A 17,655-nucleotide genomic window follows, 5' to 3' on the forward strand; every position below is an offset into this window, starting at 1 on the left:
CTTAGCCTCCCATCCAAAAACTTTGCGATAGGCTACTCACCAGCATGCCCCAGCCATCGACCACCACAAACACCAGCAGTTTAAACGGCAGTGACACGATCAGCGGTGACAGCATCATCATCCCCATCGACATCAGCACTGATGCCACCACCAGGTCGATCACCAGAAACGGCAGAAACACCATAAAGCCAATTTGAAAGGCGATTTTCAGCTCACTCAACACGTACGCCGGCAACAGGATCAAAAACGGAATGTCATCGTCATTTTCCGCCAGTGATTCACCCGCGATTTTGGTCACTTGCTCCAGCGTCTGAACCTGCGTTTGCGCCAGCATGTAGTGATGCAGCGGCTTGGCCCCGGTACTGATGGCCTCGCTCAAGGTGATCTTCTCTTGCATGTATGGCTGGTACGCGTCGGCGTAAATTTCAGTCCACACCGGGCGCATGATCAGCAGCGTGAAGACCAAGGCCAAGCCGACCAACACTTGGTTGGGGGGCGATTGTTGCAAGCCGAGTGCTTGGCGCAAAATCGATAACACAATGATAATACGCGTAAAACAGGTACACATGATGATGAATGCTGGCACAAAACTCAGCATCGTCATCATGATTAAAATTTGCAGCTTGGCAGAGTATTCACTGGTTCCCGACGCATCGTGAATTGTGAACAGGCTGATGTCTTGCGCAGATGCCCAAGACGGTAGCCCGACCAAGAGGATGGCGACTAGCCATCCTGCCCAGCGTTTATTCATGGTGTTCATTGTTGACCAGCGCCAGCACCTGCACACCGTATTTGCCGTCTTGGATGATGATGTTCCCGGTGCCAAACAACACACCGTTGATTTTGATATCGACCGGTTCACCTTCTTGCTTGTCGAGCATGATGACCGAAGCCGGTTCGATACTCATGATCTCTTTGAGTGGTAAGCGGCGGCGAGACACCTCCACCGTGACTTCGACCGGAATATCACGAATCAGCCCCATGTTGGACTTATTGCCCGTAGGCAGCGCCGTGTCTTGGGGGAGTGAAGACAGTTCATCGGCCATGGCTGGGCCGTCAAAATCCAGATCATCACTAAGCAGATCCAAGTCATCCATCGGTTCATCAAAAGCGTCTAAATCATCACGCATACTTCACTCCTAATTGAGCATTCTCGCCAACAATCAGTTGGCCTTTGAACAGAGTTTGGTTTTCGACATTCACGTCCAGCAGATCGTATTTCTGCAATTCAATGAAGTCGCCGACCGCAATCGCATTGACATCGTTGATGGAAAGTTCGCTTTTCATCAGGACGACGTTAATGTTAAACGGTATGTCATTCAGCTGGTGTTGAACGTCGTGAACATTGAAATCTTTTTGTTTCTTTAATCCATCCGAGAAATAATCCAGCAGCTCGTTACTAAAGCTGATGTATAGTTCTTCTTGACATTCGTTCGCAACCAAAGACAAATTAATGTCAATGGAAGTTTGCTGAGTTGTTTCGCTTTTTAATAGGTCGACTTTTATTTTTGGAAATAAGATCTCTAAAAGACTTATGACCTGTCGATGAAAGAAATTAACGTGCGAAAACGTGAGTTTTTCATAATTTAAAATATCGTCTGACACCCATGTAGGAATATTCAGATGTCGGCAAAAAATATTATCGATGCCTCGGCATGATAAGGAGGCACTGAGGGTGCCAAGTTCGCCGATTGAAAAGTGACAGGTGTACAGCGATGCGGGCAATTTTTCAGCTTCTGTAACTTCTAACTCTATGTTTTTAATGGATAATGATTTCTCAAAAAGCGTTTTAATCTGGATTTGTTGCGCTTGTATGAAATCGATTACGCGTTTCGTTAAAAGGCTCTTATGATTGCCTATCTCCACAATAGAAATTAGTTTCATATGATGTTCCAAAACACATAAATATAATAAGGCGGCGCATTATACATAAGAGAATTTTGGGTTCAATTTTTAATTAGTCAGAATATTGTAAGATAAATTTTTTACCCCGCAATACGCCTCATCTTTCGTCCCGATCGGATTATTCTTACATTTGGTTTAATCGATATTAATTATAATGCTGACCCATTTTCAGTCCGACACTTTTTAATTATTGGTTCTGAAATTCAATTGTTACGGTTTAGAACATGATTAATTTAGATGAGGCCTTGGGTGTGCATCCGATGATGCTGCAGTTCAGAACAGAGCGAACCTCTGTGCTGGCTTCGAACATCGCCAACGCCGATACCCCCAATTACAAAGCCAAAGACGTGAGCTTTAACGTCGTGATGACCGGTTTGATGAAAGAGACCAGCGCCATCGGTATTCAAACCGAATCGTTGTATCGCATTCCGGTGCAACGTTCACGAGACGGGAACACCGTGGAACTGCAATCGGAACAAGCCCGATTTGCGCAGAACAACATGGAATACCAGCAGAGCTTGCAGTTTCTGAAGTCAAAAATTTCGGGCTTGAAACGGGCTATCGAAGGGCAATAAATCAATGAAGAGGCGCTATGTCGTTTAACGGTATTTATGAAACGTCGGGGTCGGCCATGATGGCTCAGACGATTCGGCTCAACACGATCTCCAGTAACTTGGCCAACGCAGATTCTGTTGCGTCGAACCCGAATGATGTCTACAAGCCGCTCAAGCCGGTGTTTACGTCGGTGTTTAATTCGCTGTCGGCGCAGTCTGCATCCGGCTCGGTGCCCGTGCGCATCGCCGATGTGATCGAAGTGTCGGGCATGTCAGAAAGTCGCTATGAACCGGGTCACCCTTTGGCGAACAACGAAGGTTACGTGTACCACTCGGGCATCAACGTTGTGAATGAAATGGCCGACATGATGTCTTCCACACGCAGCTTTGAAGCCAACGTGGAAGTGCTCAATAACGTGAAATCAATGCAACAGTCATTGATGCGAATCTGGGAGCTCTAAATGGCAACGACTTCAGTCGTCGCGGGAGTGGATACGCGTGTGACGGTGCAGTCTGCATCGACCAAAACCACCACCAATGCAAACAGTACGAGCTCTTTATACAACGAATTCATCACCTTAATGGTGGCGCAGGTGCAAAACCAAGATCCGTTGAACCCCACTGATGGCACGCAATACGTCACGCAACTGGCGCAGTTTGCGCAGGTGCAAAGCACGGACAACATGGTGTCGATCCTCAACAACAACGCGATCATGATGGACAACTTGCAAGTGCTGACTACGGCAGGCTTGGTGGGGCAGAGCGTGTCTGTCAGAACCGATACGCTGCACGCCGATGGCGAGGGCATTTACAACGGCTCTATTGAGCTGACGTCATCCTCCAACACGGTGACGCTGGAGCTGGTAGATGAAGCGGGCAATGTCACGCGTATTCCGCTGGGCGCGCAGCCAGAAGGCACCGTGGATTTCTCGATTGATGCCGACAAGTTGGGCTTGAAAGGCAAATACGAGATGACCGTGGTGGTTGATGAGGGTCAGAACTACACGCCAGCGATCACGTTGGAAGGCACAGTACAGAAAGTCACGGTGCCTTCAACCGGCGGCGCGAGTGTGCTCACCATTCATGGTGTCGGTGACATTCCATTTTATGAAATTTCCTCTTTTGGCAAGAAAAGCGAAGAGACTAATCAAGAGAATGATGTATGAGTTTTAACATCGCCCTGAGTGGCTTAAATGCATCGAATCAGGAACTGAATACGATTTCGAACAACATTGCGAACGTATCCACGACTGGATTCAAAGAATCACGCACGGAATTTGGTTCGGTATACAACGGCCAGCAAGCTGGCGGTGTGCAGGTGATGGGCATCAGCCAGAACTTCGAAGCGACCGGCTCCATGTCGGCCACTGGACGCTCATTGGACATGGCGCTGACGGGTTCAGGCTTTTTTGTCGTGCAAGATAAAAACGGCCAACTGAGTTACACCCGTTCGGGCGTGTTTGGCCTCGATTCACAAGGCAACGTGATTTCCAATACCGGCGGCAGTCTGCAAGGCTACACCGTGGATGGCAACAACAACTTGTTGGCAGGCTCCATGGGGCCGCTCAAGGTGGACATGTCGTCTCTAGAAGCGAAAGCGACCAATAAAGTCGACTTCGCCGCCAACCTCGACGACCGTGTGGATGCGATTGATACCAAGGAGAATCCGTTTGACCCGAAGAATGTGGATTCGTACAACAACTCGTACACCACACCGGTCTACGATTCCAAAGGGAACGAACACACCTTGACGCAGTACTTCGTCAAAACGGGTGACAACACGTGGGAGATTCACTCCATCGTTGATGGCGATACCAGCACATTGACGACCACGCCAGCGACATTCGACTCCAAGGGCAACTTGACCTCAGCAACGGCGTACACCATCAGCGCGTCAGCAGCGGGTGCCGATACCCTGAACATCACCGTTGACATGACGAACCTGAGCCAATACGGCAGTGATTTTGTCGTCTCAAAGAACAATCCAAACGGTTATACCTCCGGCAGTTTCACCGACATTCGTGTGGAAGCCAACGGCATGGTGTACGCCACTTACAGCAACGGTCAGTCGCTGTTGCAAGGGCAACTGGTGCTGGCGAACTTCAACGCGCCACAAGAATTGATGCAAACCAGCAACACCGCTTGGACGCAGACTTACGGCTCTGGTCAGCCGGTGTATGGCATTCCCGGCTCTGGCCAGTTTGGTGAATTGGCCTCGGGCGTGCTGGAAGGTTCAAACGTCGACCTCACGTCTGAACTGGTGCATTTGATGAGCGCGCAGCGCAACTATCAAGCGAACACCAAAACCATTACCACAGCGGATCAATTGATGATGTCGCTGTTTAACGCGGTTTAATCATGAATCCGATTCTATTCACGGCCGCGAAAGGTGCGGAACGAGTCATGTTGGCTCAGGAAGTGCGCGCCAATAACCTTGCACATGCCAACACCGTCGGTTTCAAGTCGTTGATGGAACACTCCGATGCGATGGCGGTGGCTGGCTCGGGATTTCAATCCTCGGTCACCACGCGAACCAATTCGGCGTCCACCAACTTTACCCCCGGCGCAGAAGTGCGCACTGGGCGCGATCTGGATGTACAGATCCCCGGGCGCGGTTTCTTTTCCGTGGCAGGCCAAGCGGGCGAGCCAGAAGAACTCTACAGCCGCGCGGGCAACTTTCGTTTAAGCAGTGACGGTTTGTTGCTGCTGGGCGATCGCCAAGTGCTGGGCGAAGACGGTCCGATTGAAGTGCCGGAATTTCAGGCCATCAACATCGCCAGCGATGGTGCCATCAGCATCACGCCGCCAGGGGGCGGCGCAGAAATGCAAATTGGCCTACTCAAGCTCGTCAACCCGGAATATGCCGACATGACGCTGCACACCTCCGGCCTGTTTGTGCCAAAGCAGGGTGAGACGTTGGCGTTTGATCCCGAGGTAGCGGTGCGTTCTGGCTACCTAGAAGGCAGTAACGTATCAAGCCTTGATGAGCTGGTGAGCATGATGGCGCTGACCCGCCAATATGAGATGCAGGTGAAAGCCATGGCGTCGGCCAGTGAAATAGAAAAAATGGGCAATCAACTGCTGAGAGCCTAAATCAGTGAGATGTGACGTATGCATAACGCATTAATGATTTCCAAAACCGGCATGGCGGCGCAGGACGCCAAAATGACGGCAATTTCCAACAACTTGGCCAACGTGAATACCGTTGGCTTTAAGCGCGATCGCGTGGTGTTTGAAGACTTGTTCTATTCGGTCGAAAAACAAGCCGGTACGGGTACCAACGATTTAAATATACACCCGACGGGCGTGCAGCTTGGCAATGGTGTGCGAGTGGCGGGCACGGAAAAAGTGTTCACGCAGGGCAACATCAACAACACCAGCCAGCAGTTTGATTTGGCGATCGTCGGCGACGGTTTCTTCCAAATCGAAGGCCCGGAAGGGGAAGTGTTGTATACCCGCAACGGTCAGTTTCATCTGAACGCGGATGGTGCCATCGTCAACACGCAAGGTTACCTACTGCAACCAGAAATCAACGTGCCGGATAACGCCACGTTGGTGACGATTACCGAAGACGGCCAAGTGTCGGCGGTGGTTTCAGGCCAAGTCGAGCCAGAGCAATTGGGTGAAATCACGCTGGTGAAGTTCATGAACCCATCGGGTTTGACGGCGAAAGGTGCCAACCTGCTGGCGGAAACCGAAGCGTCGGGTGAAGCGATGGAACTGGTGGCTGGCACCGATGGCGCGGGCGTGATCAAACAAGGCGCGCTGGAAACCTCGAACGTACAAGTGGTGGAAGAGATGGTCGATATGATCTCCACACAGCGCGCGTATGAGATGAGTGCCAAAATGGTCAGCGCCGCCGACCAGATGCTGCAATACATCGCCAATAACACATGATGCGTAGCGTGAACGTGATGGCGAGCGCTTGGTGGCGAATTAACCAGCGGTACGTGGTACTGGCGCTGGTGAGCATGACGTTGGTGGGGTGCGCGGGGCGCACCTCTGACTTCGTGCCGCCCAGTCCGGATGATGCGGATTTCGCGCCGCCGGAGATCAACTACGACGTGGCGCGCGTGAGCAAAGGCAGCCTCTACACGGGCAACGCTGCCATGACGCTGTTTCAGGATCGCCGTGCCTATCGCGTTGGCGATATTTTGACCGTATTGCTGAATGAAAAAACCGAGTCAGACAAAAGCGCCACCACCAAATATGGCAAGAACTCCAACGCGTCACTCAATGTGCCAACCTTGGGCACGCATGTGTTCGACAACCTGTCCGCCAGTGCCAGCGGCAACCGCGATTTTGCTGGCAGCGCTGCCTCGAAACAGGGCAATAGCCTGAGTGGTTCGATCACCGTGACCGTGTATCAAGTGTTGCCCAACGGCGTGCTGCGAGTGCGCGGCGAAAAATGGCTCAAGCTCAATCAGGGCGATGAATTCATTCGTTTGACGGGCAACGTCAGGGCCAGTGACATCAGCGCCGATAACACGCTGTCGTCCCAACGCATTGCCGACGCGCGCATTACTTACGCGGGCCGTGGCAGCTTTGCCGACACCAACACGGCGGGCTGGTTAACCCAGTTCTTCAATTCACCATGGATGCCATTCTGATGCGAAACCAACGTTTTTTTGCCTGGGTTTTGGGCGTGTTGTGCGTGGCGGTGAGCCCGCTGAGCTGGGCGGTGCCGATTTCGCACATCACCGATGTGTATGGCGATCGCCACAACCAGTTGATTGGCTACGGCGTCGTGGTCGGGCTGGATGGCACCGGTGATAAATCGCAGGTGAAATTCACCCAGCAATCGATCGTCAACATGGTGCAGCAGTTTGGTGTTCAGCTACAAGAAAGCGGCAAGCCGAAACTGAAAAACGTCGCGGCCGTGAGTGTGACGGCGACAGTGGATGCACACAAAGGTCCGGGGCAAACGCTGGATGTGACGGTGGCGTCAATCGGCGATGCCAAAAGTTTACGCGGCGGCACGCTGCTGATCACCGAGCTGCGCGGCATTGATGGCAACGTTTATGCGGTGGCGCAAGGGCATTTGGTGGTGGGCGGATTTCGCATCGACGCCAATGACGGCTCCAGCGTGACACACAATACGCCGACCGTGGCGCGCATTCCCAACGGCGCAACTGTCGAAGTGCCGTTCACCCAAGGCGTCGACGAAGAGCCGATGGTGATGCTGCAACTGAAGCGACCGAACTACCAAACCGCGCTCAATATTTCCAAAGCCATTAACCGCACGTTTGGGCGTGGCGTGGCCAAAGTGATCAACAAAGGCACGGTAGAAATTGCTGCGCCGCTCGACAGTGAAGATCGCTCGATGTTTTTGTCGATGGTTGAAACGCTGGATGTGGATATTGGCGCCGAGCCGCCACGCATCGTGTTTAACTCCAGAACCGGCACCGTGGTGATGAGCCAAGGCGTGACGGTGGGGCAGGCGATTGTGTCGCAAGGCGGTTTAACCGTTCGCATTCAAGAGAACAAACTGGTGTCACAACCCAACAGCAGCGGTTCGATCAATGCGCCAGGCCAGACAACCGTGATTGCCGACTCCAACATCAACATTGAGGAAGTGAACAACGGCGCCATGGTGTGGCCGGAAGGCACGCAACTGCAGGATATCGTGGATGCAATCAACCACATTGGCGCCTCGCCGATGACCTTGATGCAGATTCTGCAGGCGCTGGACGAAGTGGGGGCCATCAATGCTAATTTGGTGGTGATCTGATGTTTGCTGATTTTCTACGTATCTTTGGTATCGAGTCGGCGGTGAAACCAGAATTAACTGACGCGCCGGTGCGATCCAACCCGATACAGTGGGTGGCGGAGCAATGTTATGTTCCGCTTCATTCTGATTCATTGGCCTTAACGCCGTCTACGGCGGCGTCGAACGTGAGTGCGGCACATCGGCCAGCGCCGAGTGACACTTTCGCGATCAGCACTTCCGCGAGCCACACTCCCGCAGCGAACACTGTCTCACTAGAAACCGGCGCCACAGCCGATATGGCGTGGCAGCAACTGGCAGCGTTTGACGATGTGGCGGCGGTGGCATCACGCCTTGAGGGGCAATCGGTGGCAGGCCAAAACAACGCGTTCTATCTCGATCCGCAGGCATTGGCGTCCATCAAGTATGACGCGGACCAAGATGCCGCGCTGCGCGAAGTGTCGCGTCAGTTTGAAGCGCTGTTTGTTCAAGAGCTGTTCAAACGCATGCGCTCGGCAACTGAAGCGCTGGGCGATGAAGAGAACCCCCTGTCCAACAATTCAAACTCGATGTTTCAGAGCATGTTAGATAACCAACTGGCGATGTCGGTCACGCAGCAACGCTCGTTTGGCCTTGCAGAGATGCTCTACCAACAACTCTCAGGCCAGCACATGAGGAATGTATAACCCATGAGTATGTACAATATTGCTTTATCCGGCGCCATGGCCAACCAGGTGGCCATGAATGTGACGGCGCAAAACACCGCCAACATCAACTCGGCAGGCTATAGCCGCAAAGTGGTGGATCAAAGTGCGGTGATTTACGGCAATGCCGGCCCCAACAGTGCGGGCAGCGGCGTGTCGGTGACCAGCATTCGCCGCGTGTCAGACCAAGCGGCGGTCGAGCGTCTGCGCTCAGCCAACACCGAGCTGCAACACCATCTGGCGTTCATGTCGGGCATGAAAAACATCGAAAGCGTGCTGGGGATGGAAGGCCTCAACGTCAGCTTAGGGCTGAACGACTTTTTTGCCGCGCTGGAAGAATCCACGCTAAGCCCCGAATCTTTGGTGTATCGCACCCAAGTGCTGGCGAACGCCAAGAGCTTGAGTGCCCGTTTCAACGGCACCATGAATCAACTGTCCAACCATCTGAATACCGCGATTCAGCAGCAATCGACCACACTGACGCAGGTGAACAGCCAACTGCAAAACGTGGCGACACTCAATGAGCAGATCCGTTTGGCGAGCGCCAAAGGGCACGACATTTCAGCCTATCAAGACGCCCTCGATACCGAGCTGAGCTTGGTGTCTCAATCGATGGGGATCAACGTGCTCTACAACCAAGATGGCACCGTTGAGCTGGCAACGCAGTCAGGCCAACCGCTGGTGGTGGGTTCGCATGTGGCGCAATTGTCCGTTGATACGTCTTCAGGCGACAAATACAGCACCGAGATCACCGTCCGTTTTAATGGCGAGTCGTTTGCGTTTAAAGATCCCAAAGGCGGCGAACTGGGCGCGATCGACACACTCAAAAATGAGCAGTATCTGCCGATCATGGCGCAGCTTAATGATATGGCGGCTGGGTTTGCCGATGCCGTGAATGCGCTGCTGATGACGGGTACTGATCTCAATGGCAACCCGGGTCAGCCGCTCTTTACCTACGACCCAGCGAATCCGGCGTCGACCTTGTCGGTGTCCAACATCACGGCGGCTGAGCTGGCGTTTTCATCCAATGGCAGCGTGGGCAATGCCGACATTGCGACCGAGCTGGCAAAGCTTGCCAATCAACCGATCGATATCAACGGTGAACAAGTGAACATCTACGACGTGTACGCGCAAATGCTCGGCACGGTCGGCGTGGTGTCGCAAAAAGCGCAAGGCGATTACAAAGCGGCGATGATCGGCTTGACCGAAGCGCAATCGGCGCGCGACAGCATCAGCGCGGTCAGCTCCAATGAAGAAGCGGCCAACCTGATGATGTACATGAACGCCTATTCGGCCAACATGAAAGTGATTGCGACCGCCAATCAAATGTTCGACACCGTTCTGAATTCGTTTTAATCAGGAATATTTTTATGCGAGTCACTGATACTCAGTTCAATTCAATGATGAGCCGCGCGATGATGGACAACAATGTCAGCATCAACAAAGTGGCCGAACAGATCGCAACCGGAAATAAAATCAATCATTTATCTGATGATCCGATTGCGTCATACAAGTTACAAGGGCTGGAGAAAACCATCGCCAGCGCGTTGCAATCCCAGAAAAACATCGCCAGTGTGCAGTCGGGGTATGCGCAGTACGAAACCTACATGACCAGTTTCAACGACGTGGCCATGGACGTATCGGATCTGCTGCTGCAAGCGCAAAACAGCACCCTCGACCCAGAGGCGATGGCAGGCATCGTCACCGAACTGGAAGCGTTGAAAAACGAAGCGTTGTCGCTGCTGAATAAGCAAAGTGATGGCGTGTATCTGTTCTCCGGCACCGATGTGAACACCCCAGCGATTGAAACCACGCCGCCTTATGCGTTTTTAGGAAACGATGAGCAGCGTTTTACCAAAGTCGATGCCGACACCACCATCGCCAACAACGTGACCGCGCAGGACATGCTTGCGGGCAGCAGTGAATTTTTCAATGCCATTGATGCCGCGATTGCGGAAATCAAAAATCCGACCGGTGATTACACCCAAACATTAGCGTCTGCGATTGATGTGGCTCAGTCCACGCAGCGCGATGTGATGAACTCGGTGGCCGTGCTGGGCGCCAACGACAGCACGCTGGATCGTATGCTGCAAAATAGCATTGACACCGAACACTACGCGACCACGCTGCACAGCAGCATTCAAGAGCTGGATTACGTGGAAGCCTCGGTGCGACTGGAACAAAGCATGCTGACGCTTAAAGCGGCGCAGTCCACGTTCATGACGGTCATGAACAGCCCAACGCTGTTTGATTTAATGTAACGCCGATGACCTCCCGTTCTCTTGTGATAGCAGCACTGTCGAGTGCTGCCTTTTGTGTTGGTGCAGCCGATTACGTGGTGCCGTTTGACGAGATTCAGTGGCACGGCAAAAAAGCCGATGATGGCTGCGAACTCACGGTGGAAGACCGTTATTCCGGCGTCAACGTGCGGTTTGAAAGCGCAGGCGGGAAGCCGCTCGCGCTGTCGCTGTCTGGGCGCAGCGTTGCGTCATTTAATCAGGGGCTGATTGTGCAAAGTGAGATGCCTCGATGGGGCAGTCACGACTACGAAGAAACCTTGGTGAATGAGTTTACGCGCACGCCCAAGCTCATCACCGTGGCGCAAGGCGCAGACTTTATCTACCGCGACATTGTCGCTGGCGCGTGGCTGACGGTGCGTGACGATTTTCACAGCGTCACTTTTCCCACCGTGAACATGCGTCCGGCGTTGGATGCATTTCAGACCTGTACCAGTGCATTGCCCCCGATCAGTTATCGCCAAGCGAAGACCACCATCTTCAATTTCCAATCGGGCGTTCTGGCGCTGACCCAAAACCAGCGCAGCCAATTGGAAGCCATCAGCGAATTGGTGTTGTTTGATCCGAAAATCAAAACCGTGCGCATCACCGGCCACAGCGACAGTCATGGCGATACGGTGGTGAACCTGAGCGTGTCCCGTCGCCGCGCGGACGATGTCGCCTATTGGATGATGATGGCGGGTGTGCCCACCGAGATGATGGAAATTCGCGGGCAGGGCGGGCGCTACCCGGTGGCCAACAATGCAACCGAAGAGGGGCGATTGGCCAACCGACGCGTTGAAATTGAATTGGTCAGACGTTAATGACCGCTTTACTCAGCAGGAGATAAACCATGGAATTCCCCGCAATCAGCCCGCTTGAGCACGCGATGCTTGAGCGTTTGAACAGCAGCCGCGTGATCAGCAACCCGACGTTTGAGTCGGTGAACGCGGTTTCCGGTAACCACGTAGGAAAAGACTCAGATCTGCGTGTCGGCAGCACATTCAAGCAAATCTTTGATACTGTTGACGCCCACCAAAAACTGGCAGAAGCCAAAATTACGGCAGTCGAGCTGGGCCAAAGCGATGATTTGATTGGTGCCACGGTAGCCGCGCAGAAAGCGCAGCTATCGTTTTCGGCGTTGATGCAAGTTCGGAACAAGATGGTTTCGAACTTCAATGACATCATAAAGATGCAAATTTAGAACAAGATATAGGCATTAATATATGGCGAATGAAAAAGAGGTGACGATCGTGACCTCTGCCACTTCTGGCAAGTTGCAAGCTGCATTGGAGAACGCGAAATCGTTCTGGAGCAGTTCTCAACGCAACGTTGTCATTATCACCATTTTCTCAATGATCTCAGCCGCGATCATTGTGATTATGCTTTGGGCATCGTCAGAAGATTATCGTCCGCTTTACAGTAACTCTTCCAACTATGACTCCAGCCAAGTGCTGCAACTGCTCGATCAATCTGGCCTGAAATATGAGCTAAATAAAGACAGCGGGCAGATCATGGTGCCAGCCAAAGATGTGGCCACCACGCGCATGATGCTGGCAGCGAAAGGCTTGAAACAGCAATTGCCAAGCGGCTTTGATGCTTTGGAAAGTAAAGGCGCGCTGGGCGAAAGTCAGTTCATGGAATCGGCGCGCTATCGCCATGCCTTAGAAGGCGAGCTGGCTCGCAGTATCGTCACCATGGAGTCCATTGCGTTGGCCCGGGTGCATTTGGCGATTCCGAAAACCTCGCTGTTCAAACGCAAAGACCAAGAACAAGCGCAAGCTTCGGTGATGGTCCAACTGATTGACGGCATGGATCTTAAATCGGCGCAGGTCACATCGATTGTGAACTTGGTGTCTGGTGCGATCATCGGTTTGAAACCGGAAAACGTCCGTGTGATTGACCAATACGGAAGATTGCTGTCCAAAGATGGGTCGATGGGCGACATCAGCCATTCGGGCGATCGCCAAAACGATTTTCGCCGCACACTGGAAACTCGTTTGGTGAGCCAAGCGTCGGACATGCTGACGCCGATTCTAGGCGCGGCGAACTTCCGTGTTCAAGTGGCTGCCAAAGTTGATTTCTCGAAACGTCAGGAAACGGAAGAGAGTTACGGCGCGCCAGTGATGCGCTCAGAAACCATCTTCAATGACGAAAATTCAGGTTCAATGGCACTCGGTATTCCGGGCGCGTTGAGTAATACGCCACCGGTGACCGATGGCGACACCAATACGACGCCGGAATCGCGCAATGTGCGCAATGAAGCCAAACGCGAATACGCCGTGGGCGGGCGCGTGGTGCACGTACAGCATCAACAAGGTGTGCTGGAGAAACTGACCATTTCCGTCATCGTCAATGAACACAGTGCCACGTCAGAAGGTTGGTCGGATGAGAGCCTTGCGCGCATCACCAACGTGATTCAAAACGCAGTCGGGTACGACGCGGTGCGCGGCGATCAGATCTACGTCTCCAGCTTCCCGTTTGTGGTGTCGGCGATGAAAGAAGTCGAACCGCTGGCTTGGTATAAAGATCCAAGCGTGTTCCAAGCGGCGAAATATGGATTTGGTGTCTTGATGTCGGTGCTGCTGATTGTGTTGGTGCTGCGTCCGTTGGCGCAGTTCCTGACCAAGCCAGACAATGACGAGAGCAGCGATGCGAAAGCGCTGAACGAGCTGTCGGCTGAGAGTGCGATGGGCACTGCGGGCGATGAAGCGCTGTTGGCAAGCCAAGCGGGTCAAGCGCCGTCGTTGCCAAACCACAGCCCGCAAGAGCTGGATACGTTGTCGTTGGATGCGGCTGGCATTAAAGCGCTGCACGATACCTTGCCGGAATCGGACAGCCCGCTGGAAATCCAAATTCAGCACCTCAAAACCATTGCTCAGAATGATCCACAACGAGTGACCGAAATTCTAAGAACTTGGATGAACGCATGAACAGTACTCCCAATCCACCGTTGAACGTCTACCAAAATGTTGAAGGGGTCGCCTTGCTGATCCTTACATTGGGGGAAGACATCAGTGCGGAAGTTCTGAAAGGATTCTCTCACGATGAGATCAAAAAGCTCGCCCATGCGATGAGCAAGATGAAAGACATCAAAGCGGATGACGCCTTGAAGTCAATCATCGGCTTTTTTGATGATTTTCGTAAACACTCCGGGATCATCGGCGGCACGCGCCAATACCTGACCAACGTGTTGGAAAAAACCCTAAACGGGAACTTGGCAAAAGACTTGGTTTCTGAGATTTACGGCGATGAAATTCGCTCTTACGCGGAGCAACTGGTGTGGATTCCGGCCGATATTTTGGCTGACGATTTGCGCAAAGAGCACATCATGATGCAAGCGCTGCTCATCGCCCATTTGCCGGTCGATTACACGGCGAAGGTGCTGGAGCAATACAGCATTGATGAATGCAACGAGTTGATTTATCAAATCACCAAAACGCAGGTGCTCACCGCGGCCATCGCTGAAACTCTGAAAGATTTGATTCAACGCTGCAAAGATCATTACAACAATGGCGCGCCACAAACCCTCAAAGGGACCAAAGTGGTGGCCGACATTATCAACCGCTTCCAAGGCGATAAAACGTCGATCTTTGCGTACCTGACCGAGCGCGATGAAAAAACCGCGACGGAAATTCAAGAAGCGATGTTTGATTTCTACACCCTGTTTACACAAAGCTCGGAGACCATCGATGTCATCAACAATGAGGTGACGACCGAGCAATGGGCGATGGCGATGAAAGGCTTGCCGGATGAGAACCGTCAGGTCATTTTCAGCACCATGCCAACCCGATTGGCGACGCAACTGCGCGAAAACATTGAGCGCTCAGGCGCGGTGCCAGTCAGCCAAGTGGAAGGTGCCAGAAAAGAGATTCTGGAGATTGTTCGTCGCTTGCAAAAAGAGGGCACGATTCAACTCAGTTTGTCCAATGAACTGCGTTTGACGTAAGGGGGCGCGCGTGAAATCGGGGGCTATCGACCGTTCTGCCGGGCGCTTGCGCGGGGCGCACGCCGCTCATGTTGCCAGTGCGCGCACAGAGCAAACACAAAAAACCGCGTCGGTGCAGTCAGTTCAACTGACGCAGCAACTTTCGCGTCAGGCGCTCAATCGCTTGAAAGAGCGTCCACGGCTTATCGCTGAACTGGCGGACTCGCATCGCGCGGTCAGCAGTTTGATGTTGGCGGCCGAGCTGCTCAAGCGCATCGCGAAAGCGTCGATCAGCATTCGCAATCTGGTGCGTGCTGGCGACTACACGCCGGAGCGGTTTAACCAAATTGATGTGCACAAACGTGACATCGCCTCGGCGGTGAACACGCAGTTGTTTGGCCGCTATATTCTCGATTCGTCGTTTGCGCCGTGCACCGAAACGGGCGCTGACATTGAGTTTCAGGTGCCGGGGTTGGATTTGGTGCGTGAACGCCTGACGAATGAGATCGTCACGCTGTACATCAACAACAAAATGATTCCACTTGCCTTTGATCGCGTGGCTAGTGATCACGCGCTATTTCAACAATTTGCGTTGACGTTTGGCTTTGCCCGCATGCGGCTGCGCTTGGACGACCACAATAAGCTGGTGGTCGCGATGCCCGATGCGCAGTGGCGGTTGTGGGATTTGCAGGCGTATATCTCCGGCCAAGGTGGCCGCTATCCGCAGGATGTGCCAATTACCGTCGCGGTACAGTCTGAACAGGCAACCGTCGAGCGCATCACCATGGTGGATGTGCATGCAGCCGATGCGCTAAGTGCGATAGAGAGCGTGGTTGAGCGGGTCAATGCCATGCATCAGCATTGCAAAGCGGTGTTGGATGCGCAGCGTTTTCGCTCCGAGAAAATGCTTGAATTTTGCCACTCGGCGGCCGAAGACTTAGGACAGACGATCAAAACGCTGTTTGCACAGGATCAACGCGCCGCGATGAACAGCATTCATCGCCACACGTACGCCCAAACCGAGAAAATGTCGTTTCGTTGATAAAAAAGTGAAATGAATTTAAAAAAGTCGTCGTAATGTAACTGTGTCGCAGTGACCGATACATCAGGATAACGTAATGAAAATTGATGCCAGCAACGCCTACTTCTCTGTTCAGCAAACTCAAGCCAAAGCGGTGAATGACAGCCCATCGACCCTGTCGAAACAGGCGTCAAGCCCAGAAGTGGCGGTGAGCACGCATGAACAAACGCTGATTGCAGAAGGCAGTGCAAAACTCAAGGCATTGGAGACAAACCGCACGGTTGATGTCGCCAGCATTCGTCAACAGATGCTCAATGGCGAGATCAACTTCGACATGAGGGCGTTGGCTAACGTGTTAGTGAACTCAAACTGATGGATAATAAACAACGGTTTAAACTGTACTACCAGAAAACGGTAGAAAGTGCGCGTTTGGCGCGACAGTTGTCAGAACAGCTGGATTTGATTCGCCAATACAGCCTGAAATTTGACCACGACAATGTGACCGCATGCAACCAACAAGTGGCGATCGTCAGTGACGCGATTGCGCAGTTGCATCAAGAACGCAAAGCGCTGGCGGTTCAGCTCGGGTGTACCCAACGCCGGTATGCCGCCGAGCTGGTGCATCGCGTGGGTGGCCCGACCGGCGAGAAACTCAAAGCCGCATCGGATGCATTGCACGATGCCATTGCGGCCTGCCAAGACAAGGCAGAGCGCCACACCCAACTGATGGTGCAGCAGCAACACATCGTCCAGCAGGCAACCGAATCACTTAGGATTCAGGTGCATGCGTAATCGCGCGTTCTGTGCGTTGGCGGTGGGCGTGTTGAGCCTGCAGCCGTTCACCACAAGTCGCGCGCAAACGATAAGTGCGGCCACGCAAATCGAATCCTACCTGACGACTGTCATCGAAACTGCTCTTTATGGGCAGTTTTCTGCGTTTGAAAACCCGAAAATCAACATTCGCCTCGCACCTGCCGCGCAACACCTTGCGCCGTGCTCGACTTCGCTCCATGCTGATAAAAAATCCCCCGACGTACTGGGCACGGAATCTTGGTGGGTATCGTGTCCGACACAGTGGAAAATCAAAGCCACCAGTGTGAGCAGCATTGATATTGAAGCGCTGACGGCCACTCGCCCGTTGAAAAAAGGCCATCGCCTGCAAGGGGAGGATGTGGCGCCAAGCCGGGTGACGCTCAGCAGCAAAAGCGCGGTTTATCGTGAGCGTGAGCAGGTCATCGGCAGCAAATTGCGGCGTCCCATTCGCGCATCTCATCTCATCACCAGTGCCCATTTAGAGCAAAATTATGTGGTGTTGCAGGGGCATAGTGTGACCTTGCGTTACCGCACCGCAGGCTTCACCTTGGAGACGGTCGCGACGGCAGAAAGCAACGGGCTGATTGGCGACACCATTTGGGTTCGCAGCCGCGATTCTGGCCGATTGTTGTCGGTGAAAGTGATGGGTGATGGGGAAGTGGAACAGTTTTAACCTCGCGCTTTCGGCATGGTGAACTCTAGGCGTCAGTTAAATCTGATTGTCGCGCCAAGCGGTTGCTGCACCTG

The 17,655-nt window shown here is 53.0% G+C and carries 22 protein-coding genes; 19 read left to right on the forward strand and 3 right to left on the reverse strand.

From position 1 onward, the window contains the following. Window position 1: 1 nt before the first annotated feature. From fliP to ACS18Q_RS05465, 3 genes are read right to left on the reverse strand one after another with little or no spacing between them, the layout of a single operon-like run. Entirely contained in the window at window positions 2-751 is a 750-nt protein-coding gene (gene fliP / locus ACS18Q_RS05455) for a flagellar type III secretion system pore protein FliP (protein WP_004726333.1), read from the reverse strand. Further along, window positions 744-1,130 (reverse strand): FliM/FliN family flagellar motor switch protein, encoded by a 387-nt coding sequence (locus ACS18Q_RS05460; RefSeq protein WP_394624423.1) that lies wholly within the window; start codon window positions 1,128-1,130, stop codon window positions 744-746. The genes fliP and ACS18Q_RS05460 overlap by 8 nt, the downstream gene beginning before the upstream one ends. Beyond that, window positions 1,123-1,884, reverse strand: coding sequence for a FliM/FliN family flagellar motor C-terminal domain-containing protein (locus ACS18Q_RS05465; protein ID WP_441257500.1), 762 nt, complete (start codon window positions 1,882-1,884; stop codon window positions 1,123-1,125). Before ACS18Q_RS05465 ends, ACS18Q_RS05460 begins: the two co-directional genes overlap by 8 nt. A 245-nt stretch (window positions 1,885-2,129) precedes the next feature. Here ACS18Q_RS05465 and ACS18Q_RS05470 point away from each other — a divergent pair, with 245 nt between their 5' ends. The 19 genes from ACS18Q_RS05470 (at window position 2,130) to flgA (ending at window position 17,581) form a co-directional block, all read left to right on the forward strand. Next, window positions 2,130-2,480, forward strand: a complete 351-nt coding sequence (locus ACS18Q_RS05470) for a flagellar basal body protein (protein WP_038151279.1) — start codon at window positions 2,130-2,132, stop codon at window positions 2,478-2,480. Window positions 2,481-2,497: 17 nt separating this feature from the next. After that, on the forward strand, window positions 2,498-2,920 hold the full coding sequence (flgC, locus tag ACS18Q_RS05475; protein ID WP_004726329.1) for a flagellar basal body rod protein FlgC: 423 nt from the start codon (window positions 2,498-2,500) through the stop codon (window positions 2,918-2,920). Beyond that, window positions 2,921-3,625: a flagellar hook capping FlgD N-terminal domain-containing protein gene (locus ACS18Q_RS05480; RefSeq protein ID WP_441257501.1), complete on the forward strand. Its 705-nt coding sequence runs from the start codon at window positions 2,921-2,923 to the stop codon at window positions 3,623-3,625. Beyond that, entirely contained in the window at window positions 3,622-4,815 is a 1,194-nt protein-coding gene (gene flgE, locus ACS18Q_RS05485) for a flagellar hook protein FlgE (protein ID WP_004726326.1), read from the forward strand. The genes ACS18Q_RS05480 and flgE overlap by 4 nt, the downstream gene beginning before the upstream one ends. A 2-nt stretch (window positions 4,816-4,817) precedes the next feature. Beyond that, window positions 4,818-5,552 (forward strand): flagellar basal body rod protein FlgF, encoded by a 735-nt coding sequence (locus tag ACS18Q_RS05490; RefSeq protein WP_014205313.1) that lies wholly within the window; start codon window positions 4,818-4,820, stop codon window positions 5,550-5,552. An 18-nt stretch (window positions 5,553-5,570) separates the two neighbouring features. Further along, window positions 5,571-6,356, forward strand: coding sequence for a flagellar basal-body rod protein FlgG (gene flgG / locus ACS18Q_RS05495; RefSeq protein ID WP_004726324.1), 786 nt, complete (start codon window positions 5,571-5,573; stop codon window positions 6,354-6,356). Between the two features lie 74 nt (window positions 6,357-6,430). Continuing rightward, entirely contained in the window at window positions 6,431-7,069 is a 639-nt protein-coding gene (gene flgH, locus ACS18Q_RS05500; RefSeq protein WP_041942698.1) for a flagellar basal body L-ring protein FlgH, read from the forward strand. Continuing rightward, window positions 7,069-8,190 (forward strand): flagellar basal body P-ring protein FlgI, encoded by a 1,122-nt coding sequence (locus ACS18Q_RS05505; RefSeq protein ID WP_055466392.1) that lies wholly within the window; start codon window positions 7,069-7,071, stop codon window positions 8,188-8,190. The genes flgH and ACS18Q_RS05505 overlap by 1 nt, the downstream gene beginning before the upstream one ends. Further along, window positions 8,190-8,852, forward strand: coding sequence for a rod-binding protein (locus tag ACS18Q_RS05510; protein WP_441257502.1), 663 nt, complete (start codon window positions 8,190-8,192; stop codon window positions 8,850-8,852). Before ACS18Q_RS05505 ends, ACS18Q_RS05510 begins: the two co-directional genes overlap by 1 nt. A 3-nt stretch (window positions 8,853-8,855) precedes the next feature. Further along, window positions 8,856-10,226, forward strand: a complete 1,371-nt coding sequence (gene flgK, locus ACS18Q_RS05515; RefSeq protein WP_004726319.1) for a flagellar hook-associated protein FlgK — start codon at window positions 8,856-8,858, stop codon at window positions 10,224-10,226. 14 nt (window positions 10,227-10,240) lie between these two features. Next, window positions 10,241-11,131, forward strand: coding sequence for a flagellin N-terminal helical domain-containing protein (locus tag ACS18Q_RS05520; protein ID WP_004726318.1), 891 nt, complete (start codon window positions 10,241-10,243; stop codon window positions 11,129-11,131). 5 nt (window positions 11,132-11,136) lie between these two features. Continuing rightward, complete coding sequence (locus ACS18Q_RS05525; protein WP_231623419.1) at window positions 11,137-11,970, forward strand: OmpA family protein; 834 nt, start codon at window positions 11,137-11,139, stop codon at window positions 11,968-11,970. A 29-nt stretch (window positions 11,971-11,999) separates the two neighbouring features. After that, the gene (locus tag ACS18Q_RS05530) at window positions 12,000-12,350 is read left to right on the forward strand and encodes a flagellar hook-basal body complex protein FliE (protein ID WP_014205308.1); all 351 of its coding nucleotides are present in this window, start codon (window positions 12,000-12,002) and stop codon (window positions 12,348-12,350) included. Between the two features lie 22 nt (window positions 12,351-12,372). Next, window positions 12,373-14,079: a flagellar basal-body MS-ring/collar protein FliF gene (gene fliF, locus ACS18Q_RS05535; protein ID WP_154181014.1), complete on the forward strand. Its 1,707-nt coding sequence runs from the start codon at window positions 12,373-12,375 to the stop codon at window positions 14,077-14,079. After that, the gene (locus tag ACS18Q_RS05540) at window positions 14,076-15,095 is read left to right on the forward strand and encodes a FliG C-terminal domain-containing protein (RefSeq protein WP_004726314.1); all 1,020 of its coding nucleotides are present in this window, start codon (window positions 14,076-14,078) and stop codon (window positions 15,093-15,095) included. Before fliF ends, ACS18Q_RS05540 begins: the two co-directional genes overlap by 4 nt. 10 nt (window positions 15,096-15,105) lie before the next feature. Continuing rightward, window positions 15,106-16,116 carry a hypothetical protein gene (locus ACS18Q_RS05545; RefSeq protein WP_441257503.1) on the forward strand — a complete coding sequence of 337 codons (1,011 nt, stop codon included), beginning with the start codon at window positions 15,106-15,108 and terminating at the stop codon, window positions 16,114-16,116. A 76-nt stretch (window positions 16,117-16,192) separates the two neighbouring features. Further along, window positions 16,193-16,468, forward strand: a complete 276-nt coding sequence (locus tag ACS18Q_RS05550; protein ID WP_441257504.1) for a flagellar biosynthesis protein FlgM — start codon at window positions 16,193-16,195, stop codon at window positions 16,466-16,468. Continuing rightward, window positions 16,468-16,887 (forward strand): flagellar export chaperone FlgN, encoded by a 420-nt coding sequence (gene flgN, locus ACS18Q_RS05555; protein WP_014205305.1) that lies wholly within the window; start codon window positions 16,468-16,470, stop codon window positions 16,885-16,887. Before ACS18Q_RS05550 ends, flgN begins: the two co-directional genes overlap by 1 nt. Further along, the gene (gene flgA / locus ACS18Q_RS05560) at window positions 16,880-17,581 is read left to right on the forward strand and encodes a flagellar basal body P-ring formation chaperone FlgA (RefSeq protein ID WP_441257505.1); all 702 of its coding nucleotides are present in this window, start codon (window positions 16,880-16,882) and stop codon (window positions 17,579-17,581) included. Before flgN ends, flgA begins: the two co-directional genes overlap by 8 nt. The last annotated feature ends 74 nt before the right edge of the window (window positions 17,582-17,655 follow it).

This window comes from Vibrio sp. Vf1514 (assembly GCF_052076135.1).
Classification (GTDB): Bacteria; Pseudomonadota; Gammaproteobacteria; order Enterobacterales; family Vibrionaceae; genus Vibrio; species Vibrio furnissii.